Origin of the sequence: Chordicoccus furentiruminis (assembly GCF_019355395.1) — a bacterium.
In the GTDB taxonomy this organism is placed as follows: Bacteria; Bacillota; Clostridia; order Lachnospirales; family Lachnospiraceae; genus Chordicoccus; species Chordicoccus furentiruminis.
In genome coordinates, this window is sequence record NZ_CP048829.1 from 1,810,973 (window position 1) to 1,834,612 (window position 23,640).

At 55.2% G+C, this 23,640-nt stretch carries 22 protein-coding genes; 18 read left to right on the forward strand and 4 right to left on the reverse strand.

Annotated elements, in window-relative coordinates; translation table 11 throughout:
• Window positions 1–30: 30 nt before the first annotated feature.
• The 3 genes from G4C92_RS08460 to G4C92_RS08470 all read right to left on the reverse strand — a co-directional run bounded on the left by G4C92_RS08460 (window position 31) and on the right by G4C92_RS08470 (window position 1,013).
• Window positions 31–276 (reverse strand): hypothetical protein, encoded by a 246-nt coding sequence (locus G4C92_RS08460; protein ID WP_274939430.1) that lies wholly within the window; start codon window positions 274–276, stop codon window positions 31–33.
• Window positions 277–423: 147 nt separating this feature from the next.
• Window positions 424–846: a PIN domain-containing protein gene (locus G4C92_RS08465; RefSeq protein WP_274939431.1), complete on the reverse strand. Its 423-nt coding sequence runs from the start codon at window positions 844–846 to the stop codon at window positions 424–426.
• The gene (locus G4C92_RS08470; RefSeq protein ID WP_274939432.1) at window positions 843–1,013 is read right to left on the reverse strand and encodes a type II toxin-antitoxin system prevent-host-death family antitoxin; all 171 of its coding nucleotides are present in this window, start codon (window positions 1,011–1,013) and stop codon (window positions 843–845) included. The genes G4C92_RS08465 and G4C92_RS08470 overlap by 4 nt, the downstream gene beginning before the upstream one ends.
• Before the next feature lie 297 nt (window positions 1,014–1,310).
• On the opposite strand from G4C92_RS08470, the gene G4C92_RS08475 reads away from it, so the two are divergent.
• From G4C92_RS08475 to G4C92_RS08490, 4 genes are all read left to right on the forward strand, one after another.
• Window positions 1,311–4,232, forward strand: coding sequence for an HlyD family efflux transporter periplasmic adaptor subunit (locus G4C92_RS08475; RefSeq protein WP_274939433.1), 2,922 nt, complete (start codon window positions 1,311–1,313; stop codon window positions 4,230–4,232).
• 2 nt (window positions 4,233–4,234) lie between these two features.
• On the forward strand, window positions 4,235–4,942 hold the full coding sequence (locus G4C92_RS08480; protein ID WP_274939434.1) for an ABC transporter ATP-binding protein: 708 nt from the start codon (window positions 4,235–4,237) through the stop codon (window positions 4,940–4,942).
• On the forward strand, window positions 4,942–6,120 hold the full coding sequence (locus G4C92_RS08485) for an ABC transporter permease (protein WP_274939435.1): 1,179 nt from the start codon (window positions 4,942–4,944) through the stop codon (window positions 6,118–6,120). Before G4C92_RS08480 ends, G4C92_RS08485 begins: the two co-directional genes overlap by 1 nt.
• Before the next feature lie 163 nt (window positions 6,121–6,283).
• The gene (locus G4C92_RS08490; RefSeq protein ID WP_274939436.1) at window positions 6,284–6,634 is read left to right on the forward strand and encodes a winged helix-turn-helix domain-containing protein; all 351 of its coding nucleotides are present in this window, start codon (window positions 6,284–6,286) and stop codon (window positions 6,632–6,634) included.
• Window positions 6,635–6,731: 97 nt separating this feature from the next.
• Here the strand turns inward: G4C92_RS08490 and G4C92_RS08495 are convergent, their stop codons facing one another.
• On the reverse strand, window positions 6,732–7,991 hold the full coding sequence (locus tag G4C92_RS08495; RefSeq protein WP_274939340.1) for an IS110 family RNA-guided transposase: 1,260 nt from the start codon (window positions 7,989–7,991) through the stop codon (window positions 6,732–6,734).
• 313 nt (window positions 7,992–8,304) lie between these two features.
• Here G4C92_RS08495 and G4C92_RS08500 point away from each other — a divergent pair, with 313 nt between their 5' ends.
• The 14 genes from G4C92_RS08500 to cas5e all read left to right on the forward strand — a co-directional run bounded on the left by G4C92_RS08500 (window position 8,305) and on the right by cas5e (window position 23,639).
• Complete coding sequence (locus G4C92_RS08500; RefSeq protein ID WP_274939437.1) at window positions 8,305–8,550, forward strand: purine biosynthesis protein PurH; 246 nt, start codon at window positions 8,305–8,307, stop codon at window positions 8,548–8,550.
• Between the two features lie 86 nt (window positions 8,551–8,636).
• Window positions 8,637–9,776, forward strand: coding sequence for a GTP-binding protein (locus G4C92_RS08505; RefSeq protein ID WP_274939438.1), 1,140 nt, complete (start codon window positions 8,637–8,639; stop codon window positions 9,774–9,776).
• A gap of 2 nt (window positions 9,777–9,778) precedes the next feature.
• Entirely contained in the window at window positions 9,779–10,462 is a 684-nt protein-coding gene (locus G4C92_RS08510; protein ID WP_274939439.1) for a response regulator transcription factor, read from the forward strand.
• Window positions 10,459–11,742 (forward strand): sensor histidine kinase, encoded by a 1,284-nt coding sequence (locus G4C92_RS08515; protein ID WP_274939440.1) that lies wholly within the window; start codon window positions 10,459–10,461, stop codon window positions 11,740–11,742. The genes G4C92_RS08510 and G4C92_RS08515 overlap by 4 nt, the downstream gene beginning before the upstream one ends.
• Window positions 11,743–11,940: 198 nt before the next feature.
• A complete protein-coding gene (locus G4C92_RS08520; protein ID WP_274939441.1) occupies window positions 11,941–13,176 on the forward strand; it encodes an NEW3 domain-containing protein in 1,236 nt (411 codons plus the stop codon).
• 3 nt (window positions 13,177–13,179) lie between these two features.
• On the forward strand, window positions 13,180–14,214 hold the full coding sequence (locus G4C92_RS08525) for an ABC transporter ATP-binding protein (protein ID WP_274939442.1): 1,035 nt from the start codon (window positions 13,180–13,182) through the stop codon (window positions 14,212–14,214).
• On the forward strand, window positions 14,129–15,151 hold the full coding sequence (locus G4C92_RS08530; protein ID WP_274939443.1) for an ABC transporter permease: 1,023 nt from the start codon (window positions 14,129–14,131) through the stop codon (window positions 15,149–15,151). Before G4C92_RS08525 ends, G4C92_RS08530 begins: the two co-directional genes overlap by 86 nt.
• A 228-nt stretch (window positions 15,152–15,379) precedes the next feature.
• Window positions 15,380–15,880 (forward strand): QueT transporter family protein, encoded by a 501-nt coding sequence (locus G4C92_RS08535; protein WP_274939444.1) that lies wholly within the window; start codon window positions 15,380–15,382, stop codon window positions 15,878–15,880.
• A 138-nt stretch (window positions 15,881–16,018) separates the two neighbouring features.
• Entirely contained in the window at window positions 16,019–16,384 is a 366-nt protein-coding gene (gene crcB / locus G4C92_RS08540; protein ID WP_274939445.1) for a fluoride efflux transporter CrcB, read from the forward strand.
• A 557-nt stretch (window positions 16,385–16,941) separates the two neighbouring features.
• Window positions 16,942–19,668 carry a CRISPR-associated helicase Cas3' gene (gene cas3, locus G4C92_RS08545; RefSeq protein WP_274939446.1) on the forward strand — a complete coding sequence of 909 codons (2,727 nt, stop codon included), beginning with the start codon at window positions 16,942–16,944 and terminating at the stop codon, window positions 19,666–19,668.
• The gene (casA, locus tag G4C92_RS08550; RefSeq protein WP_274939447.1) at window positions 19,655–21,277 is read left to right on the forward strand and encodes a type I-E CRISPR-associated protein Cse1/CasA; all 1,623 of its coding nucleotides are present in this window, start codon (window positions 19,655–19,657) and stop codon (window positions 21,275–21,277) included. The genes cas3 and casA overlap by 14 nt, the downstream gene beginning before the upstream one ends.
• Complete coding sequence (gene casB, locus G4C92_RS08555) at window positions 21,270–21,866, forward strand: type I-E CRISPR-associated protein Cse2/CasB (protein WP_274939448.1); 597 nt, start codon at window positions 21,270–21,272, stop codon at window positions 21,864–21,866. Before casA ends, casB begins: the two co-directional genes overlap by 8 nt.
• Window positions 21,859–22,929: a type I-E CRISPR-associated protein Cas7/Cse4/CasC gene (gene cas7e, locus G4C92_RS08560; RefSeq protein ID WP_274939449.1), complete on the forward strand. Its 1,071-nt coding sequence runs from the start codon at window positions 21,859–21,861 to the stop codon at window positions 22,927–22,929. The genes casB and cas7e overlap by 8 nt, the downstream gene beginning before the upstream one ends.
• A complete protein-coding gene (gene cas5e / locus G4C92_RS08565; protein WP_274939450.1) occupies window positions 22,926–23,639 on the forward strand; it encodes a type I-E CRISPR-associated protein Cas5/CasD in 714 nt (237 codons plus the stop codon). Before cas7e ends, cas5e begins: the two co-directional genes overlap by 4 nt.
• Window position 23,640 lies beyond the last annotated feature (1 nt).

Genomic DNA, 23,640 nt, shown 5'->3' on the forward strand with positions numbered 1-23,640 from the left:
GCGCCGCCCCGCTCTTCATACGAGCGTCCGTCACTCGTTTTCGTTATGAATAAACCGGGTGAACGAGATCCACTGGCCACCGGTGATGCGGCTGCAGATGTTGAGGATCCGCTCCATCAGGCGCTCATAATCCTCGTTGTTCGACTTCACCTGGATGGCCTTGTGATCGTCTGTCACGATAATGTCCTGAAGACCGTCCAGTTTCTTTGCATCTTCGATGATTTCCTTTGCCTGCTCGTCTGTGATCTTTCTCTGAAACGCGTATTCTCTGACCATGACTGCTCCTTCTTGATGATGTACATGCGTCTTTATCCCGCCCGCGTCTAATCTTCCATACCGATGGTGCAGGCGGTGTTTTATGCTGTATGTATTAGCATACCGTCCTGTGTCTGTGAATGCAAGGCGGCTTATCCTCTCAAATGGCTATTCCTGAGCATTGTATGATTCAAGAAATCCGGAAGGTGAAAGGACAAGCATTTTCGCTTTCTGGAAATCTTTGAGATTTCTGGTGACGATGCAATCCATGCCTGTTCTCGTTGCGGTGATGTCCATGACAGCATCTTCATAATCAGAGATGGGCGAACCGAGGGCTTCCACGGCGTCGCTTGACAGAGTGTCTGCTACGAAGACAAGCTCGCACAGATGGGAAAGAATCTGCCTGGTTCTCTGATTGCTGTGGGTCTCTCTATGCAGAACATAATAGAGATCTGTCATTTCTTTCGCTGTGATATAGCAGTCAATTTTCTGATCTGCGGCCAGCTCTAAGATTGCTTTTGCCTCCCTTATCCAGGGCTGCCTGTTTCCAAGAAGGTCGATTATGATATTGGTATCGAGTAACACATTCATAGCTTTTCGGCCCGCTCATTCTTTGCATCTTCCAGACTGGACGATTCAGGAATCACACCAATGAGTGAATTCAGTATATCACGTTTTGTTTTGAAGGGGTTGGTGAGCTTTGTTACCAGCTGTCCGTATTGGGTGATATAGATATCCTGCTTTTCAGAGAGTTTCATATAATAACTCATCCTTTTTTTGAATTCGGTAGCGGTTATCGACATTTCTGTGTCCTCCTGATTAAAGTATATTGCAAATAGTGCGATTTATCAATCAAAATAGTGCGATATCGATTATCAAGGTGGTACTCAAGGCAGCCATGCGGATCCTTCCTGTTTGCATGGAAAGCGGCACCCTTCATTCCCGACAACATAAAACCTTCAATCTTTTTTTTCTCCGGCAACAAATCTTCTTCACAATCCGCTTTTATCGTCAGACGAAAGATCAAGACGGGTTGTATGTCCGGAGGAAAAGCCATGGCAGAAAAGCGCAGATCAAAGGTACGGAAAGTCATCACACTTCTTGTAACGGCATCACTTGTCGCCGGAGGCGGCTATGTCGGCTATCAGAAGTACACCGAGACAAAGGCGGCGGAACCATCGGGCCAGTCCGATACGGAGTCGACATCGGCTCCTGTCGTGAAGACGGCCCAGGCGACAAAGGGAACGATCGCCTCAACGGTGGTCGGATCCGGGACGCTTTCGGACGGCGATTCGGAGAACGTCACGATTCCGACCGGTATCACGATCGATCAGGTGCTGGTTGAGAACGGTGATACTGTCAAGAAGGGTGACGCGCTTGCGACCGTCGATCAGACATCGCTTGCAAGTGAGATCTCTTCCCTCACGGATTCGATCAGCTCGATCGACGAAGAGCTCGAGGACCTTGAGGATGAGGACGATGACGAGACGGTGACGACCGTGGTGAGCGGCCGTGTCAAAGATCTTCAGATTGCCTCAGGCGACGATGCCGCGACCCTCATGGAGAAAAACGGCTCGCTCCTCACGATCTCGGTGGACGGTCTCATGGCCGTCGATCTTGAAAATGCATCCGGCATCTCGAAGGGTGATACTGTAAAAGTGATGCTTTCCGACGGCACGGAAGAAAACGGAACGGTCGCATCCGTCACGGGAACCACCGCGACGGTGACGATTTCGGACGATGGCCCGACGGTCGGGGATGAAGTCACGGTGACGACAGCGGACGGAACAAAGGTCGGGACCGGAACGCTCTATGTACATCAGCCGCTCGCCGTGACGGAGACGGATGGGACCGTCGGAACGGTCTATGTGAGCGAAAACGAAGAAGTGGACGCGGGCGACAGCCTGTTCACGCTGACCGACATCACGGACTCGGCGGACAAGGATAAGCTGCTCGCCGAGCGCGAGAATCTGACGGATGAGTTGAACACTCTCCTCAAACTGAAGGAGACGGTCGAGATCACGGCGACCTGCGACGGGACCGTGGATGAAGTCAACGTCTCGGACGGGACGGAGGTGACGGCTTCCGCATCAGGGTCTTCTTCCTCATCCGGCAGCACGTCCGCGACGGGGACGACTGCTTCGAAGACTTCTTATTCTTCAACGTCCGGCAGCACGTCCGCGACGGCCACGAAGACATCTTCTTCCTCCGGATCAACGGCCTCAAGGACAACCTCGTCTTCCACAAGCAGCCTGAAAGCTTCCACACTCGCCTCTTCTGCGGGCAGCGGCCTGAAGGCTTCAGCCCTTTCCTCCTCCGCCAGCGGTTCGGGCGGCTTCACGCCAGCCGTCTTCCGTCTCGTCTCGGATACAGCGGCGTCAGCATCAGAAGAAACCACGGATACTTCGGGAAATGCAGCCGGCACCGGGGACGCGGCGGCAGAGGATGCGACGACAGCCACGACGGACACCACAGCAGCGGCAGAGGATACGACGACGGCCACTGCAACAGCGGATACGACGACCACAACAGACACAACGGCGACAACGGATACCACGACCACAGCGGATACCGGCACGACGAACGATACGACCGCAGCCGATCAGAATAATGCCTCTTCTTCCACCACGACGCAGGAAACCGCTATCGATGCCGTCAGCGTGACCTACACGGCGGACACGGACGGGACCATCGCATTCACGGCAGATAACGTGCCGGCGGTGACAGTCACGTCCTCAAACTGCACGATCCCGGCGTTCACCTGGACGGAGACGGACCAGACGAACGCGAAAGTATACACAACGACGTTCAATCTGACGGCCGCTGACGGATTCTACTTCAGCGGAAAAAACGTCACATTTGAGGACAGCAGCGAGTGGACCTGGACATGGAAGACATCGGATGACGCAAAGACGATGGCGATCTCCATCACGGTCACGGTCCCGACAGGAACGGACGCCACGCAGAGTACCTCGACGACTTCAAACGGAAACGCGGCCGGTACAGAAAGTCAGCCAGCCGGGACAGACAGCGGGACGAACGGTTCGACGCAGTCGGGAACAGCCGGGACGGACAGCGGAACGGCCCAGTCCGTCAGTGAGCAGAACGGGACAGGCAATGCGCAGAGCGGAACGGACAGCAGCGCGGCTGGAGCATCCGGCAGCACTGGAAGCGGCAGCAGTGCGATGGGCGGATCCGCCTCGTCCGGCGGCATGAGTGCGTCCGGCGGATCATCGGGCGGCTCTTCCGGCACATCCGCCGGAGGCAGCACCGGTTCTTCATCCGGAACAGCCACTTCGACGGAGACAGCTGCATCTTCTTCTTCCCAGACTTCCGACAGCGATGAGACGGTCGGCTTCACCGTGACGACCGACGACTATATGGAAGTCTCCATCAGTGTCGACGAACTGGATATTCTTTCCATCAAAGAGGGACAGGATGTCTCCGTCGCGCTTGACGCCATCGACGGCAAGACGTTCGAAGGAACCGTGAAAGAAGTCAGCACGAGTGGCACGAACAGCGGCGGCTCCTCGAAATTCACCGTGACGGTTGAGGTGCCGAAGGACTCGGATATGCTCGCGGGCATGAGCGCGACGGCGACGATCACGACATCCTCCTCAGAGGATACGCTGACGATTCCGGCGGCAGCCGTTCATCAGAAGGGCGGCAAGAGCTATGTCTACACGTCGGAGGATGAGGACGGCAATCTGTCCGGTGAGACCGAGATCGAGACGGGAATGTCTACAGACAGCACGATCGAGGTGACATCGGGCCTCACGGAAGGCGAGACCGTCTATTACACGGAGCTGAGCGGAAGCACAATCAGCTCTTCAACGGATTCCAACTCCCAGCAGATGATGGGTGGCATGCCTTCCGGTGACATGGGCGGCGGAGGCGGTATGCCGTCCGGCGGCGGAAATGGCGGCGGCAACGGCGGAGGCGGTATGCCATCCGGCGGCGGTCAGGGAAGAAACTGACAATGGGTGAGGCGATGATTCTCTGCCAAGACATCTCGAAGATCTACCAGGTCGGCGACTCTGAAGTTCGGGCGCTGGACCATGCGAGCATGCATGTCGACCGGGGCGAGTTCGTCAGCGTGATCGGCCCTTCAGGGTCCGGAAAATCGACGCTGATGAGCATCATCGGCTGTCTCGATCTGGCGACGGAAGGGGAATATATCCTCGACGGCCAGGAGATCGAAGATTACTCGGAGCGGGAGCTCGCGCGGATCCGGAACCGGAAGATCGGTTTCATCTTCCAGGACTTCAATCTGCTGCCGAAACTTACAGCCTATGAAAATGTGGAACTGCCGCTCATCTACCAGCGCCTTCCGCGTTCGGTCAGGAAAGAGAGAACAGAAGAGGCTTTGAACCGCGTCGGTCTCTGGGACCGCCGGGACCACAAGCCCGGCGAGCTGTCCGGCGGCCAGCAGCAGAGAGTGGCGATCGCCCGTGCGCTTGCGACAGAGCCGCCGCTCTTCCTCGCCGACGAACCGACCGGCAACCTGGACCAGAAGACAGGGCATGAACTGATGGACCTCTTTCATGAGATGAATGCGGCCGGTCACACGATTCTGCTGATCACGCACGACGGCCATGTGGCCCGGGAAGCTTCGAGATACATCAAGATTCTGGATGGTCATGTCTCGGAGATCACGGATCGCGCTGAGATTGAGGAGGTGGTCTGATGTTCTTTCAGCCAGTGAAAATGGCCTGGGACTCCGTCATCTCCAGCAAGATGCGGAGTTTCCTCACGATGCTCGGTATCATCGTCGGTGTGATCGCGCTGGTCGTCCTCGTCTCGATCGCGAACGGCACAACCAGCCAGGTGACGGACGTGATCTCCTCCATGGGGACGAATATGCTGACCGTCAGTATCGATTCTGACACGGATGACCCGGTCGCGCTTTCGGACATGGACGAGCTCCGGGAACTTTCGCACATCAGTCTCGCCTCCCCGGTCGCAAGCGACAATCTGACGGCAGGCTATGGCTCAGACAGCGACAGCGCCCAGATCACCGGAACGGACGGCTCTTATCTGGATATCGAGGGTGAAACATTGTCCGCCGGACGGAATCTGCTTCAGAGTGACATGGATAACCACACCTATGTCGCAGTGATCAACGAGGACATCGCCTCTGATCTGCTCGGCGTGACGAACACGGCGGACGCGGTCGGCATGCAGTTCAAGCTGGACGGGACGCCGTTCACGGTGATCGGCGTGATCGCCGCCAACGAGTCCGTGACGAATTCCAGAACGTCCTATGAGGCGCTCATCCCGTATACGACGCTGATGAGGCTTTCGAGCTCGGTCTCTTCCGTCACGTCGATCGTGGTATCCGCTGCGAGCGACGATGAGATGGACGCTGCGGAGCAGGCACTGGAAGGATGGCTCTATGAGCGGTTCGGGGACGAGGACCTCTATTCCGTGATCAATATGTCGACCGTCGCGGATTCGATGGCGGATGTCACGAATACACTGTCGATCATGCTGGGCGGCATCGCCTCGATCTCACTGCTCGTCGGCGGCATCGGCATCATGAACATCATGCTCGTCTCCGTCACGGAGCGGACGCGCGAGATCGGGATCCGCAAGGCGATCGGAGCGGGCAACGGCAGCATCATGGCCCAGTTCCTTGTGGAAGCACTGATGCTGAGCCTCATGGGATGCGGCGCAGGCATCGGCGCGTCGTGGGGAATCCTGAAGATCATCGACAAGGTGGCCGGCTATTCCTACACGATGGACCGGACCGTCTGTCTCCTCGCGGTCGGTTTCTCGCTTCTGATCGGACTTGTCTTCGGCATCTACCCGGCAGGGCGCGCCGCGAAGAAACGGCCGATCGAGGCGCTGCATTATTCCGGCTGACGGGGCGCCGGTCCACAGGTCTTGGACGAAACGGCGCCAATCCCGGCGCACTTCGCCCGGACGAGAGGCGCAGGCGGCTGCATGTCCCCCTGTGGACTTGACGGATCTCCGCCCTGTTGGGTACAATGGAGTCGTTTTCAGATTCAGTTAAGGACGACTGACCATGGAACAGGAAAGACGGTTTGAACCGCATGTAAAACTGACGATCCGCGCGGACGGGCATGGCTTCTTCGGACCCGGCGTCGCGGAGCTCATGGAACGCATCAGGAGATGCGGTTCCGTGAAGGATGCCTGCCGGGACATGGGGATGTCCTATTCGAAAGGACGTTATATCCTGAGGCGTGCGGAGGAGGCGCTCTCGATGACACTTGTTCTCCATCAGCACGGCGGTGCCGGCGGAGGAGCCGCTTCTCTCACGGAAGCAGGAGAGGCTTATCTGAAGGAATACCGTTCCTACGAGGCGGCCGTCACGGCGTTTGCCGAGGCGGAATACCGCCGGAGATACGCGAGGTGAAGTTTGAAAAAAGAGGTAGGCGGTTAGATATCGTAAAGAGGGCATAGCAAACAAACCCTCAAGGGGTCTTTGAAAAGCAAATATAGACACGACCTAATCAGGAAGCAGTGACGGGCAGATCGTCTTTGATGACGTAGCCTCTGAGCTTCAGCAGATTAAGTGCCTGCGAAGTAGTGAGAATCTTTTCTGTCTTCACAGGCCGCGGAGCAAGATACCCTTCAGCTGTATACGGCTTCAGATCTGTCAGTATGTGCCAGATAGCGGTCAGGAGCATACGGCAGACAGCGATGATGGCTTTCTTGTGCCCGCGGTGGGATTTGATACGGCGGTAACGTTCTGTGATCTCCGGATGTTTCTTCGATTTGATCAAAGCATTTGCAACTTGCACCAAAACTGGTTTAAGATAGGAACCAGCACGGGAAATCCGAGTGGATTTGATCTTGAAATTGCTTTGATCGTTACGGGGACAGCATCCTGCCCAGGAAACAAGATGTTTGTCTGTCGGGAACACAGACATGTCGCCGCCAATCTCAGAGAGAATCTGAATCGCCGTAAAAGGGTTTTTGTCGAAACCGGGGACAGTGCGGATCAGTTCGAGAGCGTCAAGGTACGGATCAGAAACGCGAAGGATTTCCCGTTCCATTTCTGCCTTGTGCTTTTCCAACTCATCGATGTGGTCCAGACACTGACGAAGCTTTATAGCCTGTTCTGGAGAGACAGCGCCGTCAACAGCGGCTTGGATTTCTTCAATTGGGGTCTTGCATCTTCTATCCACAAAAGGAGTGACATCAAAGGTTTCACCGGGATGGGCGAGGATGTATTCCGTAATCGATCTGGAAGACTTCCCGAACACGTCGCTGAAGACATCGTCAAGTTTGAGGTTTGATACAGTCAGACAATTCTGTGCACGGTTCTTCTCACCTGTCAGCATGTTGGTGAGTTTGAACCGGTACCGCACTAAATCCCGAAGATGACGAATCTCGGCGGGTGGGATAAAGGAAGGCTTGATCATGTCGCACATGAACAGATCGCATATCCACTTCGCGTCCTTACGGTCGGTCTTATTCCCTTTTTGTGGTTTGGTGTACTTAGGGTGAGCAAGTATCACGTTGCATGTCTTTTCAAGGACATTGAATACCGGGATCCAGTACTTGCCGGCAGATTCCATGCATACATCGGTACAGTTGTAAGAGGCGAGCCATGCGGCGAGATCCCGCAGACCTCTGGAGAAAGAGGAAAACATCTTTTCCTTATATTCTGTCCGGCCGTTTGCATCCGTGAGTCCAATGCAGGCAAAGATCCAGGTCTTGTGGACATCAAGGCCACAGCAGTTAAAACGAAAGATTTTAAAAGCCAATAAAACACCTCCTGATATTTTGTAGTTGCAGGAGCGGCGGTGACTGGTCATCCGGCGAAATCGAGACAACTTCGGAAGAGATAAGTTTACGGGCTACGAGATGCGCCATTCATTGATGCCTTAAGGATGACCGGCAACATATAGATATGCGAGGTAGGCCGCTATACCGCCCCGCCACTCACCTCCACGTGCTCTGTAGTGTGCCGACCCTGCAAGAAAAAGATATCAGGAATTGAGAATAGTAGAAAGAGCGAAAGCACCTCGATTTTCATGACCCCATCGGTGCCTTTCGCCAGAAAGGCGGAAAATAGATATGAAGAGCTATCTGATCAAGGATACGACCCGTGAGGAGCGGGAGGAGATTGTGCGAAGCTCCTGCGGCAACAACTGCGGAGTCTGTGACGGGTGCGCCGCGGGACTCGGCGAGGACATGTACCAGGATTACATCGACGGAAAGGCTGAGATTGCCGAGATCAATGCCCGTTTCCGCGCCCGCTATGAGAAAGGCGACGAGGCAGCGGACATCGGCGCGTACAGCCGCAGCTGCCCGGAGAGCTGACAGCAGGCGGGTGCATTTTATAAAAAGAGAAAAATGCAGGCGGCGGACGGAGACGGACCGCCGCCCGGTTATGTGAAGGAGGAAAAATGGCTGAAAAGAAGGAAATGGTCCGCGTCTGCCTGATCACAGGCTATCTGGGCGCAGGAAAAACGACGCTTCTGAATCATATTCTGGCGAATCAGGAAGGCGTCCGGGCGGCCGTCATCGTCAATGACATCGGCGAAGTCAACATCGACGCGGATCTGATCGAGAAAAGCGGCGGCGTCTCCCGGGAGGATGAAAACCTGATTCCGCTCTCAAACGGATGCATCTGCTGCACGCTGAAAGGGGACCTTGCCGTGCAGCTGACGGATCTCGCGGATACGGGAAAATACAATTACATCATCATCGAGGCGTCCGGCATCTGCGAACCGATCCCGATTGCCCAGACGATCACGACGATCTGCGAGGAGAACACGGAAGACGGTCTTCCAATGAAGCTCGACAACATCGTCGCTGTCGTGGACTGCGCGCGGATGCTCTCGGAGTTCGAGAACGGCCGGAAACTGCTCCGGGACGCGATCGGGGACGATGATCTCGAAAACCTTCTGATCCAGCAGATCGAATTCTGCACGACGCTCGTCATGAACAAGACGGATCTCGTGGACCAGAAGCAGTTCGACGAACTGAAAGCAATCGTTCACATGCTTCAGAAGGATGCGGTCATGGTCGCCGCGGAAAAAGGCGACGTGCCGCTCCGTCAGCTCCTGTTCACCGACCGGTTCGACCTGGACCGCGCGATGGCCAGCGCCGGATGGGTCGACGCGATCCGCCATCCGGAGAACGAGGAAGAATCCGGAGAGGAGCTCGAGTACGGCATCAGTACGTTTGTTTATTTCCGCAGAAGACCGTTCGTCCATGACAAGCTCGTCGATCTCTGCGATCTCTGGCCGCATTCGGTCATCCGCTGCAAGGGAATGGTCTGGTACCAGGAAGAGCCGGAGATGTCGTTTATGTTCGAACAGGCAGGACGGCAGATCACGGAGTCCCCGTCCGGCAAATTCCTCGCGGCTGCCCCGAAGCATTCCCAGGAGATGATGCTCCGCAAGTATCCGCAGATCCGGAAGATGTGGGACCCGAAATACGGGGACAGAATGATCAAACTTGTGTTCATCGGCCAGAACATGGATAAGGATCTGCTGACTTACCGCCTTGACCAGTGCCTCGGTGATATCGGAGAGAAGTAAAGATGCGGATTCTGATCGTAGAAGATGAGCAGATGCTGGCGGACTCCATCGCGACGATGCTGAAGTCCCGTGGCTTTGAGGCCGATGCGGTTTACGATGGTCAGAGCGGTTTCGAGAGCGCGATGAGCGGTTCGTATGACTTGATGATTCTCGACGTCATGCTTCCGGGGATGGACGGCTGCCAGGTGGCGGAGCGTCTCCGGGCGGAAAAGAACACGGTCCCGATCCTGATGCTGACAGCCCGATCTTCGCTTGACGACCGGGTAGAGGGACTGAACGCGGGTGCGGACTATTATCTGACGAAACCGTTTGAGATCCGGGAACTGCTCGCCTGCGTCCATGCACTGCTCCGCCGGGAAGGCGACCGGACGGCAGAGATTCTCTCCTGCGGGGAGACGACGCTCGATCCGGGGACGAATGAACTCGCCTTTCGCGGCCGCAGCATCCGTCTCTCCTCGAGAGAGTACGATGTCATGCGCCTTCTGATGAAGGCCGGGCGCAATAATATTTCAAAAGAATCGCTCCTGAACCGTGTCTGGGGGTATGATTCGGACGCGGTCGGCAACAGCGTCGAGGCTTATATCGGTTTTCTCCGGAAGAAACTCCGCAGCATCGGCTCCGATGTCCGCATCGAGGTCATCCGCCGCGTGGGCTACCATCTGGAGAGTGGAGAGAGAGACGAATGATCCGGCGTCTGCGCCTGCATTTTATTCTGATCATCATGGCGGTGGTGACCGCCCTTCTTCTGGTGATCCTCGGCATCGTGCTGACACTGACGGCCCAGTCGCTTGAGCGGGAATCGGTCGCACGGATGCGGGAACTCGCGCTGGAGCCGCAGGACGCGCCGAAGCCAGGTGACCAGGTCGACGGCCTGCGGCTCGCCTATTTTGTGCTGCGCGTAAGTGACAAGGGCGCCATCGTCAAGGCGTACGGCCGGGACTTTGACCTGACCGACGAGGAGAAAGTCCGTAGCATTTTAACCAGCGCCGAGACCGACGGAAAGGAGAGCGGACGTCTTCCGCAGTACCATCTGCGGTATGAGCATCTTCAGGTGCCTTCTGAGGAAAATGCAGCCGCCTCCTCCGCGGAAAGCGGAGGTGCCTCCGGGAAAGAGCAGGACAGCGCGGAAGAGACCTATGTCTTCGCGGACATGTCCGGCGAGACCAGCATGATGCGCCACCTCATGAAGAACTGTCTCGTGATGGCCGGCGGCGGTTTTCTTCTGTTTCTTCTTTTCAGTGTGATCCTTGCGAACTGGTTCGTAAAACCTGTCGAGAAGACACTGAAGGACCAGAAGGCGTTCATCGCCGATGCGTCCCATGAGCTGAAGACGCCGCTCACCGTGATGCTGACCAACACAGAGATGCTGAAGGACCCGTCCTATTCTGAGGCGGACCGTCGCGTCTTCGTCGACCATCTCTCAACGGTGACGAAGCAGATGCGCTCTTTGGTGGAGGAACTGCTGGACCTGGCGCGGATCGATCAGAACCTTCCCAGGACGCCTGAGGACGTGGATTTCAGTGACCTCATCGAAAACGAACTGCTTCTCTTCGAGGCGCCGTTTTTCGAGGCCGGACTTGAAGTCGAAAGCCATGTGGAGAAGGATCTGACCGTGAGGGGCGACGCGACGCAGCTCCGCCAGGCCGTGGATGTCCTTCTGGACAACGCCCGCAAGTATGCTGCGCCTCATTCGGTCGTCAGCGTTCAGCTGACCGCTTCTGGAAACAGTGCCTCCCTCTCGGTTGCGAGCGAAGGTGCGCTTCTTGCACGCGAGGAGCAGGAGAAGATCTTTCAGCGGTTTTACCGGACGGACGCGTCAAGGCAGCGGAACGGGAGCTACGGGCTCGGTCTTCCGATCGCCGCCGCGATTGTGCAGCAGCATCACGGGACAATCGGTGTGTCCACCGGTGACGGACGAAACGATTTCACGATCCGCCTTCCGATGGTCAGAAGGAGGAAGCTCTGAGAGGGGCTTCCTCTTTATTTTAAAGCAGATGCTCTATTCGTGATTCTTTTGTGAACATTCCCGTCATTCCGACCATTTTCAGCCCTCTTTCAGCTTCCTGTGCTAAAATCCTCACCAATGGGTGAAACCTTTTAAGGAAACACCCCGCCGCACCGCCGGAGAGGCGGACGAATCTATCAAAAAGGTGAGGAAAGAACCATGCGAAGAAAAACAGAACATCGGACAACCGCGTATATCGGGCGCGCCGTACTCGCCGCGCTTGTTGCCGGCATGCTCGCCGGATCGACCGTGACGTTTGCCGCGTCCGGCACAGCCGGCGCGTCATCGGAATCAACGGCCGCGTCTCCGTCGGCCGAGGCGGCCGGTATCTATGTCAGCACGATGTATCCCGGCGTGACGGCCAAGGCCGGAAGCAAGCTCAGCTTCAGCCTGAACATCGACAACGCCGAAGACAAGCCGACGGATCTCGCCTTGTCCGTGAAATCGATACCGGACGGCTGGTCGGGCTATTTTGAGGGCAACGGCAACGAGATCAGCTCGGTTCATGCGGCCGTGGGTCAGACGGCTGATGCGGCGACCTTCTATGCAGAAGTGCCGAAGGACGCCAAGGCGGGCGATTACGATCTGACGATCACGGCGGGCGATGAGGATCTTGCGCTCAAGGTCACGGTCAGCGATGAGGAGAAAACCGCGGACAGTCTGACCACCGAGTACGCTGAGCAGGAAGGCGCGACCGGTACGACCTTCACCTTCACCTCCACGATTCAGAACAATTCATCGGAATCACAGAACTACAGCTTCTCCAACTCCGCTCCGGACGGCTGGACCGTCAGCGTCACGCCCTCAGGCGAGACGACGAAGGTCGCGTCCGTCGACGTGGACGCCCAGAGCTCCAAGGCGCTGAGCATCACGGTGACGCCGCCGGAAAAGGTGGACGCCGGGGACTATGAGATCCCGTTCTCCGCGATCTCGGCTTCCGAGACGCTGAAGACGACGCTCAAGGTCACGATCACCGGAACCTATGACCTCTCTCTGTCGACGCCCAGCAGCACGCTCAGCTTCAACGCCGTTGCGAACAAGAAGAAAGCCGTCACGCTGACGCTGGCCAACAACGGCAACATCGACCTCAGCAACATCAACCTGACGGCTGATTCGACCCCGACCGACTGGACGGTGGATTTCTCCGAGAGCACGATTGACACGCTGGCGGCCGGACAGTCGAAGGAGATTACCCTTTACGTGACCCCGTCCTCAGACGCGCTTTCCGGCGACTATGAGCTGGATCTGAAGGCCGCGAACGATCAGGCTAACAGCACGGCCGCATTCCGCGTCACCGTGAAGACCTCCACCGGATGGGGCGCCGTCGGCATCATCCTGATCGCCGCCGTGGCCGGCTGCCTTGTCTTCATCATCCGCAAATTCGGGAGGCACTGATCTATGACGGAAACCATCATCCGTACCGTCAATCTGACGAAGCAGTACGGCGGCGTCACGGCGGTGGACGGCCTGAACCTGAAGGTCCGCAGAGGCGAGGTCTACGGACTGCTGGGGCCGAACGGCGCGGGCAAGACCACGACGACGCTGATGCTTCTGGGCCTCACGGAGCCGACCTCGGGTCAGGCGTATATCGCCGGGACGGACTGCACGAGAGATCCGATCAGCGTGAAGCGGATCGTCGGCTATCTGCCGGACAACGTCGGCTTCTACCCGGATATGACGGGCTTTGAAAATCTTGTCTTTACGGGAGAAATCAACGGTCTTACGCGTGAAGAGAGCAAAGCGCGGGCGGACCGACTTCTTAAGAGGGTCGGCATGACATACGCGGCCGGACGCAAGGCCGGCGGCTACTCCCGCGGCATGAGACAGCGGCTCGGGATTGCCGATGTCCTGATGAAGGATCCGGAGATCATCATCATGGACGAGCCGACGCTGGGGATTGATCCCGAAGGAATGCGCGAGCTGACGGTTCTGATCAAGGAGCTGTCCGTAAAAGACGGGCGCACGATCCTTCTGTCCTCCCATCAGCTCTATCAGGTCCAGCAGATCTGCGACCGGGTCGGCATCTTCGTCAAGGGAAAGCTGATCGCCAGCGGCAGCATCGACGAGCTCGGGCGGCAGCTTCAGAACGAAGGGTACTATGTCATGACGATTCAGACTGATGAGGGTCAGTCCGACAAGCTTCTTCATATGACCGAAGGACTGGAAGGCGTCATATCCTGCACAAAGCAGGAGAATGACACGATCCGCATCGAGTCGAGAACCGACCTCCGCCGGCAGCTGTTCACCATGATGGTTGTCAATAACATCACGGTGATCGATATGCATCAGCGCGGCGGCGATCTGGACGAGATTTACCACAAATACTTTGAAAAGGCAGGTGAGAGCGATGACAGCCAGCAGAAGCGAAGCGGCGGTCTCCGATTCCGGAAAGAAAGAGAAGCAGCAGAAGGCGGCGGTTCGAAGAACGGCTAACCGGACCGGCTTCAGTGTTCTCTACAGGAAGGAGCTGTGCGAGTATGTGACGAGCTGGCGGGTTCTTCTGCTGTTCGTCCTGCTCGTGCTCGTGACCGCCGCGTCTCTGAACGGGGCGATCTCCAATATGTCTGACGCGGTGGAGAAGAGCAGCGGGTACATCTTCCTGAAGCTGTTCACAACCAACGGGAAGTCCATCTACTCCTTCGCCGTGTTCATCGCGTTCCTCGGACCGCTGATGGGAATCGCGATGGGATTTGACGCCATCGCCAACGAGAAATCTCAAGGGACGCTGATCCGGATCGCCGCGCAGCCGATCTACCGGGATTCGATTATCAACGCCAAATTCCTCGCCGGTGCCTCCGTGATCACATGGATTCTCTTCATGCTGGGCGGCGTGATGGCCGGCGCCGGGATTCTGAAGACCGGCATCGGACCGTCGGGCGAGGAAGTGGCCCGTGTGCTCGTCTTCCTGGTGTTCGCCTCCGTCTATTGCTGCATGTGGTTGGCCTTCTCGATCTTTCTGTCAGTGGTCTGCCGGCACGCGGCGACCGCTGCGATCGTCGCACTGGCGATCTGGCTTTTCACGACGATGTTCATGTCGCTGACGGCGAGCGGCATCGCCAACGCGCTGTATCCGACGGACGGGGCCGGTGCGTATACGAACACGCTGAGCAACTACCAGCTGAAGCTGGGGCTGAACCGGCTGTCGCCCTACTACCTCTTCAGTGAGGTGATCTCGACGATCCTCAACCCCAACGTCCGTTCCACGGGCATCACGACGATGTCGCAGTACCAGAACGCCGTGGCGGGCTATCTGAGCTTCGGCCAGAGTCTGCTTCTGGTCTGGCCGCATCTCGTCTACATGATCGCGCTGGCCTGCGTGGCCTTCGCGGCGGCGTACATCTCCTTCATGAAACGGGAGATCCGCGCCTGACCATCCATATCGGCACATCAAGAGGCCGTCCTTCCGGGAGAACCGATACCGGAAGGACGGCCTTTTGATGCATTTTATTGGTGAGGAGGCTTTATCAGCCCCCGCTCCGGCACCGGTTGCATTTTCATCCGATGCGCGGTACACTGTACGGCGGCGCAAATCTGACTATGCAGCGCCCGTGAGTTTGAAGCCATCCTCACGTAAAACAAAACCACGGAGGGATTTTTTATGAAACACAAACAGGTTCTGTTTCTCACCCAGGCCGCTGTCATTGCGGCCGTCTACGTCGTTCTGACGATGGTGTTCGCGCCGATTTCTTTCGGACAGTCCGGAGTTGACGTCCGGATCGCGGAAGCGCTGACGATTCTGCCGGTTTTCACGCCGGCGGCGGTTCCGGGGCTGTTCGTGGGCTGTCTGCTGGCGAATATTCTGGGCGGATCCATTCTCTGGGATGTTCTGTTCGGAAGCCTCGCGACGCTGATCGGCGCGGCGGGATGCCGGATGCTCCGCCATCACCGCTGGCTCGCGCCGCTGGTGACAGTGGCGGCCAATACCGTCGTCGTCCCGCTGGTGCTCATCTACGGCTACGGACTCGCGATGCCGCTTCCGCTGCTGATGGCATCGGTCGGCGCCGGAGAAGTGCTCAGCGCCTACGTTCTGGGAGAAGTGCTGTACGCGGCCCTTCGTCCGATCCGCGCACATCTCTTCGGCGCGGCGCAGGCAGGCTGAACGCGTCTTTTCTGACCCGCCTTTGCGGGACATCGGAAAAGGGGCTCCCGCAGCGGACCCGGATCTCCGGATTCGGGATGTGAGGAACACGCTGACCATGGATGACCTGTGGATGAGAATACTGTAGGAGGAGACATGATGACGGGATGGATGCTTGCGGGCGCGGGAGGCGCCGCCGGAGCTGTACTCCGATATCTGATCGGACTTCTGCCGATGAATCCGGAGAACGGATTTCCGATCAAGACGCTTCTGATAAATCTTGCCGGATCCTTTACGATCGGGATGATCGCGGCGCTGGCCGCGAAAAACGCCATGAATCCGAAGCTTGTGGTCTTTCTGAAGGCCGGCGTCTGCGGCGGGTTCACCACCTTTTCCTCCTTCGCGCTTGAGACGCAGCAGCTGACGCAGAAGGGAGAAAGCGGGATGGCTTTTCTCTATGTGCTGCTCAGCGTTCTGCTTGGCGTGAGTATGGTTTTCCTCGCAGAAAAGGCGGTCGGGGTTTGAAAGCCCGGCCTTCTGCCGTCCGAGACGGCAGGAGGCCGGTTTTTTGTTGTTCTTCCGACAGCCGTGTTCCGCTTCTCCGAAAAAGGAATGCGGCGTGATTCCTTTTTCATCAGCATAACCGCCTCCGGAGGAATCCGCCATCAGGGACAAGTAAAGATAAGGATAAACCTTTGTAAACCGATAAAGCTTTGTGGGAAAGAATACCCGTATTCAGCGGGACTGAACAGGTGCCTTTTTTGTTGCTGCTGATAGGGAGAAGGCGATATGCGATACAAATAGATCAGTTCCACTGCTCATAAGTACAGAAAAATGTACAGGACGAATGATATAACATCACTGTCACAAAAAAACGTCTGAGCGAAGTTATCATGACTCGAAATCTGGTGCCGATGTTTTTAATCGGAAAAATCAATAAAAAAAGAAAACACAAAGGGAAAGCATGGTAAAATATAGCCAACTCAACCGGGGCGGAGCGATTGAAAATGGACGATGATATTTCAAAATGGCTGGCAGCCAAATCAGGGCGAAACGATCGCAGCATATGGCTTCCATTGAGAATGCACCTGGAAGATACATCCGATATGATGGGCCTTCTGGTTAATCAATGGCTTCCCGATTCTGAAAAAAGGGCGATGGATCTGCCCGGAGATGAAGAAGAGCTCGTCAGGATGGCGAAGCTTCTGGGCGGTCTCCATGATATAGGGAAAGCCACACCGCTTTTTCAAAGTATGATCCTTCAAAACATTGACGAGGTGGGAGAACGTCTGGATGAGATGGGGCTTCCTGTTTCAAGAGCATCTGCCTTTGTCAACCGAAAGGAGTCATCCCACCCACTTGCGGGAGAGACGGTCCTTCTGAAGATGGGATTTCCTGCCGGCGTTGCGTCGGTTGTTGGTGCACATCATGGAAAACCAAGGAAAATCATTAACAGTCTGACAGGAGACCTGATTGCAGAGCAGCTCAGTCTCGTTTCGAGCTGTCACATGAATTATTATGATTCAAAAGATATGAATACCTCCGGGATCTGGCGTTCACTACGCGGGAGGATTGTCGATGAAGTTCTGCGGGGGTCGGGATATGCCGAAATAAAGGATATACCGGAAATTTCATACAAGGCACAGGTGTTGTTTACCGGCCTGCTGATTATGGCGGACTGGATCGCCAGCAACACGGAATATTTTCCGCTGATCTCTTCCGATGACTGCGGAGATGAGCAAAATGATCGGAGCCGGATGCAGAGGGCGTGGAATTCGCTTGCTTTGCCTGAATGCTGGGCTTCCTCCTGCATTGCAATGGATGATGCGGGCTTTCAGAACCGGTTCGGCTTTATGCCGAACGCGGTTCAGAAAGCAATGATAAAGGCAGCGGAACAGTCAGAACATCCGGGAATTTATATACTGGAAGCGCCCATGGGAGTTGGGAAAACGGAAGCCGCACTGGCGGCAGCCAGTATTCAGGCTGGCAAATACCGCTGTGGCGGCCTGTATTTCGGATTGCCTACGCAGGCAACGTCTAATGGCATCTTTCCCAGGATTGAATCATGGGCAAGATCTGAGGCGGAGGAAGAGTCCGGGGAGGAGGGCGATCAGGTCACGCTTGGTATCCGGCTGGCGCATGGCGCAGCGGAAATGAATGATGACTACCGGTCGGTTTTTCATGGAACGGCTCAGATCAATGATGACGGGCGGGAAGACACAAATTTAATCGTACATCCTTGGTTTGAGGGAAGAAAACAAGCGCTGCTGACTGATTTCGTCATTGGAACAGTAGACCAGTTTCTGATGACTGCGCTTAAGCAGAAACATGTCATGCTCCGCCATCTGGGTATTGCGGGCAAAGTCGTGATCATTGACGAATGCCATGCGTATGACGCCTATATGAATCAGTATCTGGAGATGGCGCTGTGCTGGATGGGGGCATATGGCGTACCGGTAATTCTTCTATCCGCGACGCTTCCCTATGAGCGACGCAGCCGCCTGATCCGGTCCTATCAGCAGTTAAATCCAGCGGTTCCTGATTCTGAGAAAGAATCGTGGATGGTCAGCAAATCGTACCCTCTGCTGACATGGACAGATGGCAGGCAGGTCAATCAGAAACGGATCGCCATGACCGGGGGCAAGCGGATGGTGCGCATTCTGAAGACAGAGGAGGCAAATCTGATCAGTCTGCTCAGAGACAAACTGGCGGACGGAGGATGCGCAGGTATTATCGTGAATACGGTGAAACGAGCTCAGACGCTGGCGCGGACAGTGCTGAAGGAACTGCCTGATGAAAACATCATCGTTTATCATGCAGGCTTTACTATGGAGCAGAGAGCGGCGCTGGAGAAGGAGCTGCTGCGCCGTCTCGGCCCGGGTTCCGGACCGGAAGAACGAAACCATCTCGTGGTTATCGGAACACAGGTGATAGAGCAGTCTCTGGATATCGACTTTGATTTTCTGGTGACGGATCTTTGCCCGGTTGACCTGCTGCTGCAGAGAATAGGCAGACTTCACAGACATGCCCGGCATGATGCGTTTCGCCCGGTCGGGATGAAGCAGGCTGTCTGTGCCGTAGTGGGCGCAGGAGCGGAAGACGAGACAGAGGCTGGTTCAAAAGCAGTGTATGGCGAATACCTTCTTCTCAGAACCAGAGAAATTCTTCCGGACCGGATTTTGCTTCCGACGGATATCTCTGAACTCGTACAGGATGTCTATGATCGTTCTTTCGTGCTTCAACCTGAGACAGAGAGACATGCGGAGGAAGACTATGATCGGAAAATCAAAGACAAGCAGAAACGTGCGAATGCATATCGGCTCTCACCCCCGGTAAATCAGAGAAGGAGGCTGAAGCAAAAAACGATCGACGGGATGCTGGATGAAATGATATCCAACGATGTGGAGGCAGAGGCATGTGTCAGAGACGGACAGGATTCGGTAGAGGCAATTCTGCTGCAATATGTTCCGGAGAAGCATGCGCTTACTCCGCTGTGCGATCCGTCCGTTCTTCTGCTTTCGGATGAAAGACTGTCCGAAGAAGAAGAGAAGCTGGTCTTTCGCCAGAAGATTCGCCTCCCTGCAGTATTCGGACGGGGCGACCTGATCGACCGTGTAATTCGGGAACTTGAAAACATGACCAACCGATGGGTGGGTACATGGGTTCGTGAAAACCGACTGCTGATGGGTGAGCTTTTTATGGTTCTGGACGAGAAGGGAAAGGGGATTCTGGGAGGATATTCGATCTCTTACTCAAACCGGCTGGGCTTTCAGTATGAAAAGGTGGGAAACGAGAATGAAAACAGTTGAATTTAATCTGGCGGACGAACCATGGATCCGGGTGATCAGGCATGATCTGACAGAAGAGACGGTTTCACTTAGCGAGGTGATGCTTCACGCTCAGGAATATGAAGATCTGAACGGGGAAAATCAACCGCAGAACTTTGCTGTTCTGAGAGTGCTGACGGCACTGGCTTATACGATTTTTTCCCGTACAGATGCAGACGGGAACCCAGATGATCTGACGGCGCATGAAGAACTGACAGATGCGCAGGAAACGGCGCTGCTACGGTGGGAAGACCTCTGGAATGCCGGAGGCTTTCCGGCTGGACCGGTGGAATCGTACATGCAGAAACATCACGACTGCTTCTGGCTATTTCATCCGACGAACCCGTTTGGCCAGGTGCCGGAAGCGAAGAAAGGCACCGAATACGGCGTATCCAAGCTGATCGGGGACATCTCAGAGAGCGGGAATAAAATCCGGCTGTTCGCGGGACGAAGCGGGAGCGGAAAAGAAAAAATCCGATATGGAGAGGCTGCGAGATGGCTGCTGTATATCAATGCGTTTGACGACACATCCGCAAAACCGAAACAGAAAGGTCTGCCGTCGCCCGGAGCCGGATGGGTTGGCAAACTTGGCATGATAGAGGGCGTGGGAAGAAATCTGTTCGAGACGATCATGCTGAATCTTACCTTCCTTCAGGATGGCGCCGAACCGTGGCAGGATGAAGCAGATCCTAACTGGGAGCATGATCCGAAACCGGATGAAAGAACAGAAATTGCTGTTCCATGTAATCCTGCCTCTTTGCTTACGCTCCAGTCAAGACGGATCCTGCTTGATCGCAAGGAAGGATTTGTAACGGGATATCGTTTACTGGGGGGCGATTTCTTTTCCGCTGATGAGGCATTCCAGGAACAGATGACTGTATGGCGATACGTCAAGCAGGGGAAGCAAACGCTTTTCCGTCCCAGAAGAATGGAACCATCCAGACAGATGTGGAGAGATTTTGGGAATTTCTTTATCGGAGGTGAGGAAAATCATATTCCCGGCGTCGTAAGCTGGTTCTCTTCTCTGCGCGATGAACAGCTGATTCCATCGTCTATGGCAGCACGCTTTCGTGCGGTTTCGATGAAATATGGAGACAAGGATTTTTATATCAGTGATATTTCCAGTGATATTCTGACGATGAGTTCGGATCTCCTGAGAAAATCCGAAGCCGCGCTCCGAAACCGAATCGATGAGCAGGTCAAAAAGTGTGATCAGGCAGCTGTGGCATTCCATTATCTGGTCTATGATATTTATGTGGCTGGAGGAGGCGATACCGAAAAGAAAACCAATGAAGGGAAAGAACGCTTCTATCAGATGATTGATGAGCCGTTCAGACAGTGGCTGATGCAGATTGACGCGAATGAAGATCCGGACAGGATTGCACGAAGATTTCTTGAGTGGGAGGAAAGAGCAAGGACGATGGCTTGCAGGCTGGCGGAGCAGATCGAGAAAGAGGCCGGAATGAATGCCTATACAGGACATTATGTTTATGACAGGAAAAAGGATACGGAACTTCGTTTTTCTGTTCCGGAAGCGGATCTGAAATTCAGAAGGAAAATATATCAGATTTACCCGAAGGCAGGTGAATAATGTGAAACAAAGCGAAGCGATCAGGAGGTATGTGCAAAGCAGGCTGATCTATCTGCAGAGCATTGCAGGAATGGGTTCCGGAAAGGCGGAGCTGGCCCGGCTCAGGAGGGGAACCGGTAAAAGCCCGGGTGAATTGCCCGAGCTTTGGGGAATCTTTCTGGAGGATCTTCCGACAGGGCTTCAGGGAACGGGGAAACAGCCGGGCCGTTCCGAGTGGTCCGTTTATACCGTGCTTACGCTGTATGCGGTTCATCAGCAAGGCCAGAATCAGTCGATGTATCTGGAGGGAAATACACTCGGCAAGGCGATTCGCCAGCTTGTGCCGACAGCTGATCAGGATGCCGAGATGAGAGTTCTCAGAAGGTTTAACCAGATGGCGACTTCTTCCGATATGCTGGAATTGTCCTATCATCTGCGGGGGATTATCGAATTGCTCCGCTCAGAAAGCATACCGCTGGATTATGTTGATCTGGCTGAAGATCTGTACTGGTATCAGGACGAGGAAAGAAGAACATCTGTGCGGTTAAAGTGGGGACGCGCGTACTATCAATTCAAACAGAATGAGAAAGAGGAGAAGAGTGATGAGTGAACAGATCTTTGTCGATATCCATATTCTGCAGACCGTTCCGCCCAGCTGCGTGAACAGAGACGACACCGGAAGCCCGAAGACCGCGGTCTACGGAGGCACCACACGCGCACGGGTTTCATCACAGGCCTGGAAGCATGCGATGCGGACGGACTTTCTGAAACGTTTTCCGCAGGGAGAACTTGGAAAACGAACAAAGCATGTAGTGGAACTGGTGAAAAACGATATTATTTTATGTGATCCGACAGTGGAACAGTCAGCGGCAGAAAAAATGGCGATGGACGCATTGAGCAATGCCGGGCTGAAGATAAAGAGTGCAGAGAGCGGAACAGATGCTCTGTTCTTTATAAGCGAAAAACAGGTTCGGGCAATCGCGGAACTGGCCGTGGCAAAGGAAAAAGATAAAAAGAAGTATTCTGCAGCGCTGAAGGAAAATCCGTCCATCGACATGATTCTGTTTGGCCGGATGGTGGCGAGTGATCCTTCTCTTAATTATGACGCGACAGCTCAGGTTGCTCACAGTATTTCGACTCATACAGTGCATAATGAGTACGACTATTTCACGGCTGTTGACGACTGCGCACGGGAGGATAACGCAGGAGCCGGCCATCTGGGAACGGTGGAGTTCAACTCAGCCACATTGTATCGTTATGCTACGGTCAATGCCGGCGTACTTGCCGGATTTGCCGGGAAAGAAGCGGTGAATGCAATAGAACGCTTTGCAGAATCCTTTATTTATTCTATGCCCACGGGAAGAGAAAATACATTCGCTAATCGCACACTTCCGAGCGATATTTACATTTGCGTCAGAACGGACCAGCCCGTTAATCTCTGCGGCGCGTTCGAACGTCCGGTGCGCGCGGGACAGGACGGCTATGTACCCGCTTCCGAAAAAGCGTTTGTTGAATACGCGAAAAATCTGTACGCAGCTTATGATAATGCGCCGGACGCAGAATTTGGAATGGGGGACGGCATCGGAGCATTAGTGCAGCCGACTGCTCTTCCGGACGTGCTGAGTCAGCTTCGGGAATATCTGGAGCATGCGATCGGGAGTGATCAGTCATGAGCACGCTGCTGATGCGGCTCGCGGCTCCCCTTCAGTCGTGGGGCGATGATTCAAAATTCAATACAAGACGGACACTGTCCATTCCGACCAGAAGCGGAGTTCTCGGAATGCTGGCCTCGGCTTTGGGAAGAAGGCGCGATGAATCCTGCGAGGATTTCCGTAACGTGATCATGGGGGTGCGCGTTGACCAGCCCGGTGTGCTCCTGAGGGATTTCCATATGGTACACGGAGAAAAGCAGGCGGATGTAACGGAACGTTATTACATGAGCGATGCGGTGTATCTGGTTGGACTCTATTCTGAAGATACATTGCAGCTGGCTGCCTTTGATAAGGCTCTTTGCCATCCGGTTTTCCCATTGTATTTGGGAAGAAGGTCCTGCCCGCCGTCTTTTCCCGTGTCACTCGGACTTCGTGAAGAGCCTTTGCTGGAGGCACTGCGAAATGAAAAATGGCAGATTCCGGCTTGGAGGCAGGTGCATTCTAATCCCAATCTCCGTATCGTTGTTGAGGGAACGCCGGATCGGGGACTTGAGTATCACAGGCTGAAAGATGATCCGGTGTCATTCAGCCCGGTTCATCGGGAGTATAGATATCGATATGCAGTTGAGCAGGGATCCGTCCATATGGACGGATCTGAAGAAACCGATCATGATGCGTTCCGGGAACTGGATGAGGTGAATAAAAATGTATATGACAAGGGTGAGACTTGAT

What these genes read in the sequence shown, in the direction of transcription:
- G4C92_RS08530 (WP_274939443.1), top strand. Translation starts at nt 14,129, where the DNA reads ATGACAGCCAGCAGAAGCGAAGCGGCGGTCTCCGATTCCGGAAAGAAA.
- G4C92_RS08490 (WP_274939436.1), top strand. Translation starts at nt 6,284, where the DNA reads ATGGAACAGGAAAGACGGTTTGAACCGCATGTAAAACTGACGATCCGC.
- G4C92_RS08500 (WP_274939437.1), top strand. Translation starts at nt 8,305, where the DNA reads ATGAAGAGCTATCTGATCAAGGATACGACCCGTGAGGAGCGGGAGGAG.
- G4C92_RS08485 (WP_274939435.1), top strand. Translation starts at nt 4,942, where the DNA reads ATGTTCTTTCAGCCAGTGAAAATGGCCTGGGACTCCGTCATCTCCAGC.
- G4C92_RS08505 (WP_274939438.1), top strand. Translation starts at nt 8,637, where the DNA reads ATGGCTGAAAAGAAGGAAATGGTCCGCGTCTGCCTGATCACAGGCTAT.
- G4C92_RS08470 (WP_274939432.1), bottom strand. Translation starts at nt 1,013, where the DNA reads ATGAAACTCTCTGAAAAGCAGGATATCTATATCACCCAATACGGACAG.
- G4C92_RS08465 (WP_274939431.1), bottom strand. Translation starts at nt 846, where the DNA reads ATGAATGTGTTACTCGATACCAATATCATAATCGACCTTCTTGGAAAC.
- G4C92_RS08525 (WP_274939442.1), top strand. Translation starts at nt 13,180, where the DNA reads ATGACGGAAACCATCATCCGTACCGTCAATCTGACGAAGCAGTACGGC.
- G4C92_RS08520 (WP_274939441.1), top strand. Translation starts at nt 11,941, where the DNA reads ATGCGAAGAAAAACAGAACATCGGACAACCGCGTATATCGGGCGCGCC.
- casA (WP_274939447.1), top strand. Translation starts at nt 19,655, where the DNA reads ATGAAAACAGTTGAATTTAATCTGGCGGACGAACCATGGATCCGGGTG.
- G4C92_RS08460 (WP_274939430.1), bottom strand. Translation starts at nt 276, where the DNA reads ATGGTCAGAGAATACGCGTTTCAGAGAAAGATCACAGACGAGCAGGCA.
- G4C92_RS08515 (WP_274939440.1), top strand. Translation starts at nt 10,459, where the DNA reads ATGATCCGGCGTCTGCGCCTGCATTTTATTCTGATCATCATGGCGGTG.
- G4C92_RS08475 (WP_274939433.1), top strand. Translation starts at nt 1,311, where the DNA reads ATGGCAGAAAAGCGCAGATCAAAGGTACGGAAAGTCATCACACTTCTT.
- G4C92_RS08480 (WP_274939434.1), top strand. Translation starts at nt 4,235, where the DNA reads ATGGGTGAGGCGATGATTCTCTGCCAAGACATCTCGAAGATCTACCAG.
- cas3 (WP_274939446.1), top strand. Translation starts at nt 16,942, where the DNA reads ATGCACCTGGAAGATACATCCGATATGATGGGCCTTCTGGTTAATCAA.
- G4C92_RS08510 (WP_274939439.1), top strand. Translation starts at nt 9,779, where the DNA reads ATGCGGATTCTGATCGTAGAAGATGAGCAGATGCTGGCGGACTCCATC.
- cas7e (WP_274939449.1), top strand. Translation starts at nt 21,859, where the DNA reads ATGAGTGAACAGATCTTTGTCGATATCCATATTCTGCAGACCGTTCCG.
- cas5e (WP_274939450.1), top strand. Translation starts at nt 22,926, where the DNA reads ATGAGCACGCTGCTGATGCGGCTCGCGGCTCCCCTTCAGTCGTGGGGC.
- G4C92_RS08535 (WP_274939444.1), top strand. Translation starts at nt 15,380, where the DNA reads ATGAAACACAAACAGGTTCTGTTTCTCACCCAGGCCGCTGTCATTGCG.
- crcB (WP_274939445.1), top strand. Translation starts at nt 16,019, where the DNA reads ATGACGGGATGGATGCTTGCGGGCGCGGGAGGCGCCGCCGGAGCTGTA.